A 15,690-nucleotide genomic window follows, 5' to 3' on the forward strand; every position below is an offset into this window, starting at 1 on the left:
CCGTGGGGCGAGGTCACCGAGTGGCAGACGGCAACGATGGAGGAGCTCGAGCGTCAGCAGCGCATCAACGAGACGGCGAAGCATCGCGTGGTGGGACTCGTTATCGAGACGCGCCCCGATGCCGTAACGCCGCAGGCGCTTACGCTCATCCGCCGCCTGGGCTGCACCAAGATCCAGATGGGCATCCAGAGCCTCGACCAGCATCTGCTCGACATCAACGAGCGTCGCATTTCGGTGGCGCAGATTGAGCGGGCGTTTTCGCTTGCGCGTCTGTTTGGCTTTAAGATCCACGCGCATTTTATGCTCAACTTGCTAGGCGCCACGCCCGAGGGAGACAAGCGCGACTACGAACGCTTTATGACCGAGGGGGCCTTTATGCCCGACGAGGTCAAGGTCTACCCGTGTGCGCTCATCGAGGGCTCGCGTCTGGTGGGCTGCTACGAGCGCGGCGAGTGGCGCCCCTATACCGAGGACGAGCTGCTCGATGTGTTGGCCGACGACATCGTGGTGACGCCGGCGTTCTGCCGCATCAGCCGCATGATCCGCGATTTTAGTTCCGATGACATCATGGTGGGCAACAAGAAGCCCAACCTGCGTCAGCTCGTCGAGAATCGTTTGGCGGCCCGTGGCGAGGGCGCGACGGTGCGTGAGATTCGCTATCGCGAGATCAGCACCGAGGGTGCCGACCTGGATGAACTGTCTCTTGATGAGGTTGCTTACGAGACGCCGGTGACGCAGGAGCACTTTTTGCAGTGGGTGACGCCCGAGGGCAAGATCGCGGGCTTTTTGCGGTTGTCGCTGCCCGACCATTCGTTTGTTACCGCGCATGCGGACGAGTTGCCGACGACGCCGGACGAGGCGATGATTCGCGAGGTGCACGTGTATGGCATGGCGGCGCGCGTGGGTGATCAAGGTCAGGCGGCTCAGCATCATGGGCTGGGGCGGTCGCTGGTGGAGCGTGCGTGCCAGATAGCTCGTGATGCCGGCTATACGCACATCAACGTGATCAGCGCGATCGGTACGCGCGAGTATTATCGCCATCTTGGATTTTATGACCATGGCCTTTATCTGCAAAAGGAGCTCTAAATGAACAAGCCGAGTGTTTCTGCCGGCGTCGTTGCCGGCGTTGCTCTGGGAGCCGCGGCGCTTGGTGCGGCCGCTGTCGCTGTTCGTGCTGCCTGTCTGCAGGTCGCGCGAACCCGCAATGGGCTGGCGCGTGTGAAACGCGTGCACGATGAGGGCGGCGATGAGATTCGCGTGTTGGTGCAAGGCGGCGTCTACCAAAGCGCAAGCTACGTTGGCGAGCGTTGGGCGGAGCCCGTCTTTGCGTACTATCGCGCATTTGACGATGTGTTCGAGGCCGAAGACGCAATGCGTGATGCTTACGGGCATGGTATCGACCGTATGCTCATGCTGGGCGGCGGCGGGTTTGCCTATCCTAAGTTCGCTCTGATGTCGCACGAGGGCTTGCGCATGGACGTCATCGAGTATGACGGAGAGATTACGCGCCTGGCGCGCCGCTGGTTCTACCTAGACGAGCTGGAGCGCACGGTTGGTGATCGCCTGCGGGTGATTACCGCCGAGGCGCGATCGTATCTGGGCGTGACGAGTGTGGGGCATCGCCGCTACGACGTGGTCGTGAGCGATTGCTTTGGCGGTGCCGAGCCCGTGCGCGAGCTGGCAACCGTTGAGGCGCTACGTCTGGTGCGGGGCAGCTTGAACCCGGACGGCATCTATGTGGCCAATATCGTGAGCGCGAACGAGGGGAGCGATGTGACGTTTCTGCGCGATTGCGCTGCCACGGCGCTCGAGGTGTTCGACCACGCTTGGGTGATTCCCTGCGGCGACGCGGAGTTCGGCGGCGAGGAAAACTACCTGCTCATTGCCAGCGACGGCGACTACGCCTTTACCGAAGCCGTGCCCTTCGACACCGACTTCCTCGGCACTGCACTCCACGACTAGCATTGGGAGTAGTCAATTTGTGACGGGCTCTATGGTTTTGTCAACCATGCGCTTCATCTATTTTCAGCATGACGCATCTGGACGCCCAGTGCCAACTCGCTTCTTCTTCGGTTGATTCCGCCCGCTAGGCCAAAAATGTCATTGGAAGTGCCAAATGAACAAGCAAGCCACTACGCAACTGCACATCTATTCCGCCTTTTTCGTTCTCGCGGGATTTGTTTTAAATCGGGGAGTGTTTCTACTTTTCCTTGCGGAGAAAGGAATGTCTGTCACGGAAATCGCGCTTTATCAAGCCCTGTTTAACATTGCGACGGTCGTCCTCGAGCTGCCAACAGGGCTGATAGGCGATTTCTTTGGAAAGAAGTTCTCGATTCAAGTGGGCGTGCTGCTGCTTTTCTTCCATACGGCTGGCGTGCTGTTGCTCTCAGGCCCCTTTCTCGTCGCGCTTTCCCTTGTTGAGGCACTCGCCTACTCCCTTCAATCGGGATCCGAACAAGCACTTTTATATGAAATTGCCCGAAATGCCGGTCAAGGAGAGCGCTTCCTCACCATCAACGCTCGGCTGCTTGCCGCGCAATCAATCGCGACGGGAGTGGCAATCGTACTTGGATCATTCATTGCCCAAGTATCTTGGAGTGCCCTCTACGTATGCGTTTCCGTTTTCTATCTTCTGCAGCTTTCCCTTCTGTATCCCATTGAGAGGACGGAAACGACCCGTTCTGAAAGCTCTGGGGAGGAGAGGTTTGACGTAGCCAAGATCTTCAGACGCGAAACCTGGTGCGTTGGAGAATCCGCTTTTGCTATATTGCTTCTCCTAATCGGCACAAGCATGCTCGACGGATTCTACGGGAGTTATTACAACTTGAATCAGTTGGTATTCGACGCGTTTCATGCTCCCGTCTCCATAATAGGAATCTTTTTCGGTGCATCCTATGCAGTAAATGCGACGGCCTACATTGCGGCAGATTTCTTCTCATCGCGTTTTGGGAAAAGAAATACCATGCTCGGCTCAATGCTAATCGAGGCGGGCCTTTTCTTGATTCTTCCGTGGTTCGCTTCAAATCCTTTGTGTTTGTTTGGCCTTAGCATGGTGCTTTGTTTCCTCCCAGAAGTGGTGTACATCACTTCGGAAAACTTAATCCAAGACGGGATAGCGGACGATCTCCGTGCGACGATCCTTTCCGCCGCGTCTCTGGTAAGGGCCCTCTTTTCTGCAATGTTTTTCTCCATATTTGGATATGTGTTGGGGTTATATCCCATTCAGATAGCGCTCGGTGTTATTGGCGCGATGGCGATAGCGATTACCGCCGTTGTTTCATTAAAAATTGGTGGAATACATGCCTTCAAGAATTGATGTATCGATTGACGAGCTGCCAGAAGTTTCGAGCCTTCTTGATGGCTACGGGTGTACGCGTTAGCTTTGAATCGGTGGGCCTTAATGCCGAGGAATATCAGCGTTTTATCGATGCTTGCGGAATAGTAATGGTCTCGGGCGAAGATTGCTATATCTTACCAGGGATGAACCGTTTAATCCTGCCCCAGACTAGTGACTTATAATTGCGGCTTCCCGTCTACGTCTGCACTAGACGTGGATGCGGGAAACTTCCCCTTAATGCAATTCACAATATGTTGAAAACTCAGGTCGTGGAACGCGATGGGTTTTAGTTTTTTTGGTACTGCAGTCGGCAATTTACTCTGCGGGTTTGGCACTATGAAGGAATTAGGCTTTTCCTGTAACGTTAAAATTACAACGATTGGTGGTTGCAGCTCTGCTTAGCAAATCTAATCCCTGAATATTAAGCACATTACGCGACAGGTGTACTTTACTGTTCTATCCCTTTTTGCCCGTAAAGACAGGGGGTCTTCTTCCGGTTACCTTTTGTTTTTGCAGGGGAGGGGCCATTTTGACGGCTACTACATACGAGATTGATCTTATTTGCGGTCCATCGAAATCGTTGGACGACATTAAGTAGCTAAAATAGCCCCGTTCCAAAAAGACTGGTTAACAAACCCCGTGCCAAAAAGATTGGTCTTAGGCGTGGTCGCGCCAGTCGAGAACGCGCTGCTTCATGCCTTCGATGTCGAGCACGCCTTCGGCAAAGCCCTTGCGCACGAGCTCTTCGGGAACAAACTCGTCGTAGCGGTCAAAGTAAGGCACCTCGCCGGGATAGACGAGCTCGATGGGGTCGAAGTCCTTCTCGGCCTCGGCGGCGAGCACCTCAAAGAATGTCTCCTCGTCGGCCTTCATCTTAAATTGCATAAAGTACGGGCGCGACGGGTCGAGTCCGCGAAGGCCCAGCTCCGCGACACATTTAATCTTGAGCATGCGCTCGAGTGCCAAAAAAGCGTAGCTGCCCAGCCAGGGGAAGAGCACCCAGGTGTCGCCACCCAGGTTGATGAGCGGCTTAGTTCCCGCGCCCGAAATCTCGGCCGTATGGCGAGCCTGCGCCAGACGGGCCCGCGCGTTACCCATCAGGTACGGATACGCCGCGTGCTCGTTGAGCGCCTTGCGCATACGCTCGAGTACGTGTGTATTGATGTCGCCGGGGCAGTCGCCAAAGTAGGCCGGCACCCGGCCCTTGACCTGCGTGGCAAAGACGGTGTGACGCTTCCAGTCCACTTCCTCGACAATCCAGCAATGGCCGGCGATGGCAATGCGCTCACCGGGCGGGGGCGGGTTGACAATCGTGCCCAGCTCGGCCGATTCGCTGCGAACGGTGAACTCCTCGTTTTCCTGGAACACGGCGTAGAACTTAAAGTTGTTGATGATGCGCTCGCCCGCGAGACCCACGATGAGCCCGCCGCCCTCGGTGACTTGGATATGGTCGATCTTAATGAGGTGACGCAGCAACACGCGATAGTCATCGGCCGAGATGCGATGGAAATAGCTGAGTGTGAGCACGCGCTGGGCAAGCTCTGCCGGCGTGAGTTCGCCGGTGCTGGCAAGCGTCGACATAGTCTGGTGGTAGAGCAGGCTGTAGGGGAGTCGATCGAGCTCGGGCGGCTCGACCCACTTTTCCTCGCGATAGAGTTGTACGAGCGCGATGCCCTGCAGGAGCTTCCACGGAATGGTCTCGGGCATCATCGTGCGCGGCTCGGGTTCCTCCTCGCGCATGACAAACCACATCTCGGGCGGAAGATCGCGGCGCCCCGTGCGGCCCATTCGCTGCAAAAAGGAGCTGACGGTAAACGGCGCGTCGATCTGAAACGCACGCTCCAGACGGCCGATATCGATACCGAGTTCCAGCGTGGAGGTGGTGACGGTTGTCTGTGCCTGCTCCTCGTCGCGCATGAGTTCCTCGGCCGTCTCGCGCAACGATGCCGAAAGATTGCCGTGATGGATGAGGAAACGGTCGGGCTCGTGCCGGCTCTCGCAGTAGCTGCGCAGCATGGAGCATACGGCCTCTGCTTCTTCGCGCGAGTTGGCAAAGACCAGGCACTTGCGCCCGCGGGTGTGTTCAAAGATATAGCCCATGCCGGGATCGGCGTTTTCGGGCGCGGTGTCGGTGGGGTTGAGGAGTGCCTGTTCGGGTGCTCGGGGGATGTCGACTTCGCCCTCGGGGGCTGAGGAAGTGCGACTGTCCTTGGGAGCGGCCTTGCCCCGTGCCCGCTCACGACGTTGACGGCGCTCCTCCTGTGTGAGCTGTCCGCTGTGGCGCATGTCTTGTTCGGATGCGGGCAGCGCCGCGGGCGCCGCTGCCTCGATGCGCTCGCACGCGAGTACTTCGGCCTCTTGAGGATCTGTGCCCATGAATCCCCGCTGCTGTGCCTGGGGGCCCGAGTTGTAGAAGTGCTCCATGGAGATGCGCCACACGCGGCGCGGTTCCTCAAAACGGGGGATAACGCAGTCGCGTCCCGTTCCCTGCGAGAGAAAGGCGCCCGTGCGTCCGGGGTCGCCGATGGTAGCGGAAAGGCCAATGCGGCGAGGCTGTACGCCGGCCATGCGTGAGAGTCGCTCGATAAGGCAGAGCGTTTGCCCGCCACGGTCGCCGCGCATGAGCGAATGGACCTCGTCGATGACCACATAGCGCAGGTCGCAGAACATGCGCGGAATCGCCATGTGCTTATGGATCAGGAGCGCCTCGAGCGACTCGGGCGTAATCTGCAAGATGCCGCTCGGCTTTTTGATGAGCTTAGCCTTGTGCGACTGCGAGACATCGCCATGCCAGTGCCAGACGGGGATATCGGCCTCTTCGCAGAGGTCGTTGAGACGGACGAACTGATCATTGATGAGCGCTTTGAGGGGGCCGATGTAGAGGGCGCCCACGCTCGCGGGCGGGTTCTCCCAAAACTCGGTCAGGATGGGAAAGAAGGCTGCCTCGGTTTTGCCGGAAGCCGTGGATGCCGTTAGGAGCACATTGTCTTGTGTGTTAAAGATGGCATCTGCCGCCGCAACCTGAATGGAGCGCAGGCTCTCCCAATCGTGGGAGTAGATGAAGTCTTGGATAAACGGAGCATATCGGTCAAAGGCGTTCACGGGGCCTCCTTTCAAAAGCTAATCTCTCAACGCGGTGGGCGGTGGTTTGCTGCATTGCTGCTTCAACGTTTGCCCAGATAAAACCTGCCAAAATAAACCTGTCCCTTTTTTGGCAGGTTAGATGGTGAATTCGGCGAAATTACGGTCGCCGCCTGCGGTGTCGGTGTCGCCTGTTGCGGCTGCCGGCGCCAGCGCGTCGCCGCCGACGCTTTGCAGCAACTCGGCCACATTTGCATCGGGGTTCTGACACAGGATATCGAGCAGCTCGATAAAGTCACGAATGACCTCACGGGGCGTCAGGTGCGTATCGGCTCCCACGCGGCCAAACTCAATCTTGAGGAAGTCCACCAAGTCGTTCTCGGTAAGCGTGGGCGTCCAGCCAAAGTAGCCGGCATGGATCTGCATGAGTTTTTCGATCAGCACCAGCAACTCCTCGTAGGTGAGTGGCTGCAGGCGGATGATGGGCGCGAGCATGTCCTTAAGATCCTCGCGTGCAAAGCGGCCTTGAGCGAGTCGGCTGCGCAGGGCCTCGTAGGAGAACACGCCACGGCGGCGGTCTTCGATGGAGGTTGGCGTGCCGCCCATGATCATGCCCAGGTACTGCGCCTTGCCCTGGAGCGTGTCGTTGTACATGGTCAGGATCTTCTCGTAGTTGTATTGGCGTGTGATGGCGTTGGGAATCTTATACAGATTCACGAGCTCGTCGATGAGCACCAGCATGCCCTTGTAGCCGCTGCAGACCAAAAAGCGCGCAATGAGCTTAACGTAGTCGTACCAGTCGTCATCGCTGATGATGGTCGAGGAGCCCAGCTCGGCGCGAGCCTCGCTCTTGGTGCGGTATTCGCCGCGGATCCATTTGGTCACGCGGCTCATAGCTTCTTCGTCGTCCTCGGATACGGCCGCGCGGTAGCGGCGGAGCATGCGGGTGAAGTCGAAGCCGTGGACCATTTCCTCGAGCGGGGCCAGTTGGGCATTGACGGCCGACTCGTCGACGTCGGCACACGAGGCGACCCAGCGATCCAGAATAAGGTTGAGCGCACCGCCCTCAGGGCGCGTCTTGGTCGATATGTTGCGGATGAGCTCACGGTAGGTGGCAAGGCCCTGTCCCTGGCCGCCCTGCAGACGGCGCTCAGGGGATAGGTCGGCATCGGCCACGACGAATCCCTCGCCCATGGCGTGCGTGCGGATCGTCTGGAGCAAAAAGCTCTTGCCGGCGCCGTAGCGACCGACTAGGAAACGGAAGCTTGCGCCGCCATCGGCGATGAGGCTCAGGTCGGTGAGCAGAGCGCGAATCTCGACCTCTCGCCCCACGGTGATATAGGGAAGGCCGATGCGCGGGACAACGCCGCCCTTGAGCGAGTTGAGAATGACGGCGGCGACGCGCTTGGGCACGCGGGGTGCTGCGGATGCGGTATCACTCATGGTCTAAGTATCCTCTCACGTCTGCTTCGTAGTCCTCGATAATGCGCGGTCCTGCCGCGCCAAATTCAATTACGGTGTCACCCACCAGGTCAAAGAGCGCTTCGTTGATGGTATCGACGAGCATGTCCTCGCTCTGCCCCGATTGCGCTACCGCCGATTCCGCCTGTACTGCGTTGTGCTCGAGCAGCGCGCGGAGATAGGCGTCTGCGGCGGGCGCGAGTTCGTTCGTTGCGTCGGCGGGCGCAGCGGCTGCGAACGCTGACGTTGACGCGAGAAGCGGTGCCACGACACCAAACTGTTCGGTGGATATGGTCGGCTCGTCGGCCTCGTCCTGACGAATGGGTGCCGCGACCGGTTCGACAATCGCGTCGGCTACGGGCTCGGCTTCCGGTTGCCCTGAGTCCGCTGCCTCAGCTTCTGCGGACGCGCCGTCCTCGCGTTCCTCATCGATCAAAAGCGCTTCGCGCGTTTGCGCAGCGGCGTTCCGAATGTGCCCCAGCTGACTCAGATCGATATCGATCTTGACTGGCTGGTGTGCGGCATCCCATGAAAGCCATGCCACAATCTCGTCATCGATGATCTTGGCCAGATATTTGGGGACCTTCTCCTCCTTCAGGGGATGGGTGGGGTCTAGGGCCAGGCGCAGGCGTTGGTCGTAGGCGCGCATCATCTCACCGAGCTTGCTACTTTTTTGTCTGCTGCCGTGGATGCGCATGCATTCCCAAAAGCCATTTTGGCAGCGGTAGATGTGAATGGGGTCCAGACGATATTCGCAGTCCTCGTGGCGATTAGGCGCAAAGAACACGGCCGAGGCAAACATGGTGTAGGGCATGGCCGTCTCCTCCCCAAACAAGCTCGCCACGATACCGGTCTTTCGGTGCGTGTCATAGTAGCGCGCCATACGGACATACACGGCACATGCCACGTGGCGTAGGTCGCGATGGTTGCTGCGATCGAGTCTTGAGTTATTGAGGTTATACGTGGAGAGAGCGTTGATGGCAGCCATGAGTCGCTCCTCGCGCGCCTCGTCGGGCGGAAGGGGGAGCGTAGGCTCGGAGGTCTTGCGACGCTTGGGGGTCTGGCCGGACGGTGCCTGTGCTGGTACGAGGTCTCGTGCCGCGCGCCGCAGCTCGATAAGGGCGTTATCGAACATGACGGTTTTAGAGTCGCGAAGCAGCTTGGGGTCGAGCCCGTGGAACACGGCGTAATCTTGCAGCCACACGCGTGCAAACCGGTCGATGCCGGGCTCGAAGGCACGGTAGGCATCCCAAAAGGCCTTGATCTTGCTAAAGCCATCGAGCGGGTCATCAACGCCAATGCCGCAGATCAGCTCATAGAGATACAGGAAGGCAAAGGACGTAGACGTTTCCTCGACGGTTCCGCGGCGCACTTGGGCGCGCCAGGTAAAGTAACCGCGCAACTGTCGATCGCTCATGGCATTGTAGGTGGGAAAGTACGACTTAAAGGTGCCGTTGTAGGGGCAGTCGTCCTCAAAATCGGCCATCAGCAAGCCTTGGCGGTAGAAAAGCTCGGCCTCCGATAGCCAGCGGCCCGCGCCGCCCTTGGGGTCATCCTGCCAGCGCGATATCTCGCGCATCTTGCGGTATTGGTCGGGGAGGAAATTCTGCATCTGTCGGCCGGTTTTGAGAATCGGCTCGTCTGCGTAGATTTCGTTTGAGAAGCGGGCGGACTGATGGGTCCGGGCCTCGGCCATAATGCGCTCGATGAGCATCTTGATGTCCTGGTCGGCCACCGCTTCTCCTCTCCTAACGCAGCTTCGGTGACCTCATATCATAGCACAGCATCAAACAGGTGTTCGAGATACTGCTGCGTAGATAGATTTAGAACAGGAGGGCGTAGATGACGGCGATGACGACGGAGGGGAGCATATTGGCCGTGCGAAAGGTCTGAGGACGGATGAGGTTGACGCCGACGCAGAAGATGAGTATGGAGCCTACGAGCGAAAGGCTGTCGAGGGCTGCCGCAGTCATGATGGGGGAGAGTGCGCCGGCAAACAGCGTGATCGTCCCCTGGAACACGGCTACGGGCAGGGCCGAGAAGATGCAGCCGCGTCCGAGCGACGCCGTCATGGTGCAGACGATGATGCAGTCCAGCGCTCCCTTGAGGGCAAGCGTTGACCAGTCGCCAAGCAGGCCGTCTTGGATTGATCCCACGATAGCCATGGCACCGATGCAGACGGTCAGCGATGTCGAGACAAAAGCGTTGGTGAACTCGTTATCGCCCTCACTGCCAGTCTTGCGCTTGAGCCATTCGCCAAGGTTCTCGATGGCGGCTTCCAAGTTGACGGCCTCGCCGATGAGCGAGCCGAGGGCGAACGAGACAATGAGCATGGTGGTACCAGTGGTCGCCAGCGCCTCCCCATCGATAAGGAGCATCTTTTGCATGGTGCCGCCAAGGCCGATAAACAGGACGCACAGCCCCGATGCTTTCATGAGCGTGTCTTGGATGCGCGGTGTAATGAAGCGGCCGCCTGCTAATCCCAAAAGACCGCCCGCAACTAAAAGCACAACGTTGATGATTGTTCCCAAGCCCGGCATGAGCCCTCCTGTATTGATGCCAACGTGGCAATCGTAGCAGAACGAAATGCGAGGCACATCGCGACTCATCTAATACGTTATATAAGTGGTGTTAGGAATGATGCGCAGCATTTAAGTCTCAGGTGGTTGTCGGGACATAGGGATAGTAGTCAAAGCGCAGTGTCATAAGCCGCTGTGGGGATTCAATAGCCGCGGCGATGATACTGGCATCGCGGGCACGATCAAACCCTTCGAGTTCGATCTGATACGAGACGTCTTGCATAATGTCCAGACGTCGCCAGGCTAGGAGTGTGTCACCATCGAATTCCAAGGTCTTGCCTCCGTCTGGAGCAACGGCGTATAGACGCAGCTTGGCGGTGGTTGCAGGGTTGACAACCGTGACCTTTTTAATTTCGTTTCGAGTATTCTTGGCGCCCAACAAGGTGAGCAGTGTTGGGGCCACGACCTCGCCCGATGGCAAAAAGACGACTTCGATGGATTCGGGAAATGCGATGATAGCCGACTTGCGGACGGGCTGATTGGCGGCGGCAACTTCGATGTTCGCAGCGTCGATGACCTCTGTGTGGTCGAGCGCGGCAAGCACGCAGCAGTTACCTTCATCGATCTCCTGAGGATCAGCAAGCCCCAGACTGTCCGCGAGCTCGGGATCGTTTGGATCGGTAGCGGGCTCATTCGGTGCTTCGAAAGAAGCTGGGACGCTGTTTGTCGGCGACGGCGTGTCGCCCGCACCTGCTTCTTTATCCGTGCTCTCTTCTTGTATGGTTGCGTTGATGGGTTCGTCGTTTGAGGGGAGCGTCTTGGCGTCAAGCGCGGAGGGGAGAATTCCGATGGCTCCGGATCCGTTCCACTCCATTTCGAGAAGCGCTGGGTCGGCAAGAATGCGTTGCCTGCTTTGCGCGTGGGCATCGATTTCAATAGGGCCTGCCTCTATCCCTCGTGTAAGGCTGAGTGATCCGGCTGGCTTCTCGAAATGAGCGTCTGTGTCTTTGGCGCTGACGGCGTAGAACAGCAGGGACGCTTCTCCCGTCGCGATGGCATCGGTGCCGGCTTTGGTCAGCCGCAACGATGCCGTGAATGAGAGGGTGGGCTGCGTGTCGTCTGCATTCGCGGCGGCGCAGCCCAGACATATACCGCCTCCTTTCTCGAAAAACGTACCGTCGAAGGCGACCTTCGCTCCGTTCGCCGAGTCATCGATCGAAGCGATGTCGATGCGCAGCTCTAAATTGCATGGATCGCCATCTGCATCGAGCACAACCGAGCGCCACGTGCAGACGGCGCACCCCGCCTGGGAGCCGTTTGCCTTGTTCGAACGATTGATATCCACGACTATCGAGCCGTCCGTATTACGACGAAGGCATCCCGAGGTCGAGATTGCAGCCTGTGCGATCGAAAAACGCTTGCATGCAATGGCGCTCGACGGATTTGGTGCAGAACTTAGGGCTGCTGGTAAGGAGTCTGCCATGACGGGAGTCGCCCAAGCGGCGACAGGCGTTCCGGTTGCGAGCGCGCCGCAGAGTGCGACGACGGGCAAAAGGTTCTTCGATGCCATGGGGTCTCCTTAGCTAATTTAGTGCGGCCTGTTCATGTTTTGTTTCTGGCTGTGTTTGATGTGCAGACCGAGGCCGGCGGTTCCCGCGCCTGCTGCTGCGGCGCCTGCTGCCAAGAGCCATCGTTTGTCGCCTGTCTGCGCCAACGGTTCCTCGCGGTCGCTGCGGTCGAGCTCCGAGAGGTCGACCGTCACTTGTGTGGCGGCCTGCGCCTGTTCTTGCTGGGCAAAGGCCATGGCTGGCCCAAACGCTAGGATGCTGACGGCGGCGGCCAGGGCGACGGCCTTATGCCGTGTGCGCACCGGGCTCGACCGTCCAGGTGATCGTTGCAACCTGATCGCCTTCGCCGGTTACGCGGAAGATGTCGCGCGTGACGCGGGCGACGTTTCCGCTTGTCTTGAGCTTAATTTTGTCCGTGCCACCGGCAATGCCCTGGTAGCCCATGTCGAAGGCTGCATTCTTGGAAAGATCGAGGCCCGGTCCCTGCATTGCGGCGCTGGCGTTCTGGAGCGCGCCGTCGGGGCCGACCTTAAAGTCGATGGAGTTCTGTGCGGTTCCGGCCTTGGCGTCGGCGGCAATGGTCCAGGTGTTCATGGCGTCGATCTTCATGTTGGTGACATGGATGCCGTAGGCCGAATGATTGTCGATGGTGGTCGCGTCTTCTGAGGGGCCCTGAAGCGTGCCGTCGGCCTTGGCGACGAAGGGAATAACCGTCGGAACTTTGAACTCAACGTTGTCGATCTCGGTCCTGACCATTACCTTCGTGGTTCCAACGCGCCCGGCTGCCATAGCTGGCGTCGGGGCGGCGCCCATTGCGAGCGCGAGCGCGAGCCCTGTGCCCACGACGAGCGCTCTGACTCCGTTCATGTTCCTGGTGATGTCCATGGTCGTTCCTTTCTATTCGCCGCGGGCCGTCCCCGCGATGATTGGACGAATGCTGGTGAATTGCATGCGGTGCCGTGTCGGCCGGAAGGCTAGTTCTCGGTCTGCTCAACCCGTACCTTGACACGTGTCGGATTGCCGTGGCTGTCGAGGGCCTTTGCATCGAGTGCCTGGATCTCGATGTACGCCTCGCCTTCTTTGATGTCGCCGGCGGGGCACGTCTCGATTGTCTTGCCGGTCTCGACCACACCGGATTCGTACATGGTCTCGTCGTTTTGGATGACGCGGAATCGCTGGGGAAATTTATTGTCTTGGACGTTTTGCACGTTGACGCGCAGTTTGCCGTCCTCCTGCAGCTGAGCGACCGGCGCGACCGAAATCGTCATCATGTTGTCGCGGACGATGGCGTCGAGCTCATCTTGGATTTCCTGGCGCGTTTTGCCCTCGGCCGTCGTAACCGAAGCGCCCGCCTCGGGTACGGGCTGCGACTGCCAAACGTATAGTCCTACGGCGACAAGGGCACAGACGATGGCCAAGCAGGCAACGATGAGCTTCTTGCGACGACCCAGGCCTGCAAAGTGGGGTGGCTTCTTCGCGCTCATGCGGCATCCTTGGCGGTATAGATGCGCGCAAAGGTGGACGGGTCCGCTCCAAAGAGCATGTGAAGCATCAGACGGCGCGAGTAGACGAGCTCGTCGAAGTCGGGAGGGAGCTCGATGTCGTGGATATGCGCGATGTGGTGGGCGAGCGCCGAGAACGACTCGGGGTCGCAGATCACATCGGTGGTAACGTGGTAGACCGTCGTATCGGGGAATGCCTCTTCGTCGAAAGGCAGGAGATGGGGATCGTCGTCGACTTCGATGGCGATGCCGTACTGGGGCCAGTAATATGCCATGGGAACCTCCCTGCTTCTGGGCCAAAACTTCTATCGGTTTTGGCTGTCGACGCCGACCTTATCAGCCGCTACTTGACCAATTTCTGACCAAATGCTTGACGGATTGGCGTCTCCGCAGGTAAAAGGCGGCAAAAAATACTCCAACTTTTTTCGAGCGACAATCGCGCGGTCGGCGACGGCGGGGCCATATGTGTCAAAAGCATCGTCTGCCGAGGAAATCAAGCCGCTCGCCGAATTGCACGAACGTAAAAAACGCCAATTATGGAGACGGTCTCGAACACGTCGACGAAACGATGCGGTAACATCTCCCTGCAAACACTGTAGTTAGCTAAAGGGGGAGTTCGCGTGTCTGCAACCATCAAACCCTTCACCGACGAGTTCGAAGAGTATGGCCGCGATGAATCTCGCGCATCGGGCGAGGCCTCGAGCATCTCGTTTCCGACAACGGAAGACGAGGTCCGTGCCATTTTGGAAAAGCTCCATGCCGAGCGTGTTCCGGTAACGGTTCAGGGCGCCCGAACCGGCCTTGCCGCCGGCGCCGTGCCCCACGGCGGGCATATCCTCAATACTTCCCGTATGAATCGCTACTTGGGCCTTCGCCGCGATGAACAAGGCCAATTTCTGCTGCGCGTGGAGCCGGGCGTTGTGCTCTCGGAGCTGCGCAAGCAGCTGAGCAAGAAGGTGCTGCCGACCGCTGGTTGGGACCAGGCATCGCTTGAGGCCTACGAGGAGTTCCAAGAGGCTCCCGAGCAGTTCTTTCCCACCGATCCCACCGAGGCGTCTGCCTGTCTGGGCGGCATGGCGGCATGTAACGCCTCCGGTGCCCGCAGCTACGCCTACGGCCCCATGCGCCCACATATCACGGGACTCCACGTCGTGCTGGCTGATGGCGATTTGCTTGAGCTTCGGCGCGGCGAGGCTTTTGCCCAGGGCCGCCACCTGTCGCTCGTGACGGCAGCGGGCCGTACACTCGAGCTCGATCTTCCCGGCTATACCATGCCCAAGACAAAAAATGCTTCGGGCTATTTCGTTGCTGACGATATGGATGCCATCGATCTGTTTATCGGTGCGTGTGGCACAATCGGTGTCATCACCGAACTCGAGATTGCCCTGCAGGTGGCACCCGCGGTCGTTTGGGGCGTGAGCTGCTTCTTCGACAGCGAAGACAAGGCCGTGTCCTTCACCGATTCTGTGCGTCCCGTCCTGTCCCATGCGGCTGCCATCGAGTACTTCGATGCTGGCGCCCTGGATATCCTGCGTCGTCAGCGTGAGCAGTCGACGGCGTTTGCCTCGCTGCCTGCGCTCGACAAAGACGCCAAGGTCTGTGTTTACGTGGAGCTCGACTGCGATGACGAGGCCCAGGCGACTGAGGAGTTGTATCACTTGGGGTGGGTACTAGAGCTTGCGGGCGGCCGCGACGATGCGACATGGGTCGCGCGCACCGAGGTCGATCGCGAGTGCCAGCGGTTCTTCCGCCACGCGGTGCCCGAGAGCGTCAACATGCTTATCGACGAGCGTCGCCGCACGGATCCCACCATCACCAAACTGGGGTCGGACATGTCGGTGCCCAACGCACGCTTGGCCGATGTCATCGCCCTTTATCGCCGTACGTTGTCCGAAAGTGGGCTTGAATCTGCCGCCTGGGGGCACATCGGTAACAACCATCTGCATGTGAACATTCTGCCGCGCGATGCGCAGGATTACCGCCGCGGCGGAGAACTCTTTGCCCAGTGGGCTTCCGAGGTCACGGCCATGGGCGGTGCCGTTTCTGCCGAGCATGGCGTCGGCAAGATCAAGGCGGGCTTTTTGGAGACGATGTACGGTCACGAGGCCATGGTCGAGTCGGCGCGGCTCAAGCTCCAGCTCGATCCCGACGGGCAGCTGGGTCGCGGCAACCTGTTTTCGGAAAAGCTCTTGGATGAGCTCGTCCAGAAAGGGGGCGCGTGA

13 protein-coding genes are annotated in these 15,690 nt (G+C 59.0%); 4 read left to right on the forward strand and 9 right to left on the reverse strand.

Annotated features, from left to right (window positions below; translation table 11 throughout):
• The 3 genes from ARB25_RS07680 to ARB25_RS07690 form a co-directional block, all read left to right on the forward strand.
• Window positions 1-1,086 (forward strand): elongator complex protein 3 (locus ARB25_RS07680; RefSeq protein WP_156327712.1); only part of this gene is annotated, 1,086 nt, incomplete at its 5' end.
• A complete protein-coding gene (locus ARB25_RS07685; protein WP_055287132.1) occupies window positions 1,087-1,962 on the forward strand; it encodes a spermidine synthase in 876 nt (291 codons plus the stop codon).
• A gap of 154 nt (window positions 1,963-2,116) precedes the next feature.
• A complete protein-coding gene (locus tag ARB25_RS07690; protein WP_055287134.1) occupies window positions 2,117-3,316 on the forward strand; it encodes an MFS transporter in 1,200 nt (399 codons plus the stop codon).
• Window positions 3,317-3,994: 678 nt separating this feature from the next.
• On the opposite strand, the gene ARB25_RS07695 is transcribed toward ARB25_RS07690, so the two are convergent.
• The 9 genes from ARB25_RS07695 to ARB25_RS07735 form a co-directional block, all read right to left on the reverse strand.
• The gene (locus ARB25_RS07695; protein WP_055287136.1) at window positions 3,995-6,439 is read right to left on the reverse strand and encodes a DEAD/DEAH box helicase; all 2,445 of its coding nucleotides are present in this window, start codon (window positions 6,437-6,439) and stop codon (window positions 3,995-3,997) included.
• A 117-nt stretch (window positions 6,440-6,556) separates the two neighbouring features.
• A complete protein-coding gene (locus tag ARB25_RS07700) occupies window positions 6,557-7,861 on the reverse strand; it encodes an ATP-binding protein (protein WP_055287138.1) in 1,305 nt (434 codons plus the stop codon).
• On the reverse strand, window positions 7,854-9,614 hold the full coding sequence (locus ARB25_RS07705; RefSeq protein WP_253276073.1) for a TerB N-terminal domain-containing protein: 1,761 nt from the start codon (window positions 9,612-9,614) through the stop codon (window positions 7,854-7,856). The genes ARB25_RS07700 and ARB25_RS07705 overlap by 8 nt, the downstream gene beginning before the upstream one ends.
• A gap of 88 nt (window positions 9,615-9,702) precedes the next feature.
• Complete coding sequence (locus ARB25_RS07710) at window positions 9,703-10,419, reverse strand: DUF554 domain-containing protein (RefSeq protein ID WP_055287140.1); 717 nt, start codon at window positions 10,417-10,419, stop codon at window positions 9,703-9,705.
• Window positions 10,420-10,537: 118 nt separating this feature from the next.
• Complete coding sequence (locus tag ARB25_RS07715; protein ID WP_055287142.1) at window positions 10,538-11,968, reverse strand: hypothetical protein; 1,431 nt, start codon at window positions 11,966-11,968, stop codon at window positions 10,538-10,540.
• Window positions 11,969-11,986: 18 nt separating this feature from the next.
• Window positions 11,987-12,202, reverse strand: coding sequence for a hypothetical protein (locus ARB25_RS07720; RefSeq protein WP_138111941.1), 216 nt, complete (start codon window positions 12,200-12,202; stop codon window positions 11,987-11,989).
• A 49-nt stretch (window positions 12,203-12,251) separates the two neighbouring features.
• Window positions 12,252-12,851 carry a hypothetical protein gene (locus tag ARB25_RS07725; RefSeq protein ID WP_055287146.1) on the reverse strand — a complete coding sequence of 200 codons (600 nt, stop codon included), beginning with the start codon at window positions 12,849-12,851 and terminating at the stop codon, window positions 12,252-12,254.
• An 89-nt stretch (window positions 12,852-12,940) separates the two neighbouring features.
• Window positions 12,941-13,450: a hypothetical protein gene (locus ARB25_RS07730; protein WP_055287148.1), complete on the reverse strand. Its 510-nt coding sequence runs from the start codon at window positions 13,448-13,450 to the stop codon at window positions 12,941-12,943.
• The gene (locus tag ARB25_RS07735) at window positions 13,447-13,743 is read right to left on the reverse strand and encodes a hypothetical protein (protein WP_055287150.1); all 297 of its coding nucleotides are present in this window, start codon (window positions 13,741-13,743) and stop codon (window positions 13,447-13,449) included. Before ARB25_RS07735 ends, ARB25_RS07730 begins: the two co-directional genes overlap by 4 nt.
• Before the next feature lie 345 nt (window positions 13,744-14,088).
• On the opposite strand from ARB25_RS07735, the gene ARB25_RS07740 reads away from it, so the two are divergent.
• The gene (locus tag ARB25_RS07740; protein WP_055287152.1) at window positions 14,089-15,690 is read left to right on the forward strand and encodes an FAD-binding oxidoreductase; all 1,602 of its coding nucleotides are present in this window, start codon (window positions 14,089-14,091) and stop codon (window positions 15,688-15,690) included.

This window comes from Collinsella aerofaciens, assembly GCF_001405375.1.
Taxonomy (GTDB): domain Bacteria; phylum Actinomycetota; class Coriobacteriia; order Coriobacteriales; family Coriobacteriaceae; genus Collinsella; species Collinsella aerofaciens_F.

What these genes read in the sequence shown, in the direction of transcription:
- ARB25_RS07685 (WP_055287132.1), top strand. Translation starts at nt 1,087, where the DNA reads ATGAACAAGCCGAGTGTTTCTGCCGGCGTCGTTGCCGGCGTTGCTCTG.
- ARB25_RS07710 (WP_055287140.1), bottom strand. Translation starts at nt 10,419, where the DNA reads ATGCCGGGCTTGGGAACAATCATCAACGTTGTGCTTTTAGTTGCGGGC.
- ARB25_RS07725 (WP_055287146.1), bottom strand. Translation starts at nt 12,851, where the DNA reads ATGGACATCACCAGGAACATGAACGGAGTCAGAGCGCTCGTCGTGGGC.
- ARB25_RS07715 (WP_055287142.1), bottom strand. Translation starts at nt 11,968, where the DNA reads ATGGCATCGAAGAACCTTTTGCCCGTCGTCGCACTCTGCGGCGCGCTC.
- ARB25_RS07690 (WP_055287134.1), top strand. Translation starts at nt 2,117, where the DNA reads ATGAACAAGCAAGCCACTACGCAACTGCACATCTATTCCGCCTTTTTC.
- ARB25_RS07730 (WP_055287148.1), bottom strand. Translation starts at nt 13,450, where the DNA reads ATGAGCGCGAAGAAGCCACCCCACTTTGCAGGCCTGGGTCGTCGCAAG.
- ARB25_RS07700 (WP_055287138.1), bottom strand. Translation starts at nt 7,861, where the DNA reads ATGAGTGATACCGCATCCGCAGCACCCCGCGTGCCCAAGCGCGTCGCC.
- ARB25_RS07735 (WP_055287150.1), bottom strand. Translation starts at nt 13,743, where the DNA reads ATGGCATATTACTGGCCCCAGTACGGCATCGCCATCGAAGTCGACGAC.
- ARB25_RS07720 (WP_138111941.1), bottom strand. Translation starts at nt 12,202, where the DNA reads ATGGCCTTTGCCCAGCAAGAACAGGCGCAGGCCGCCACACAAGTGACG.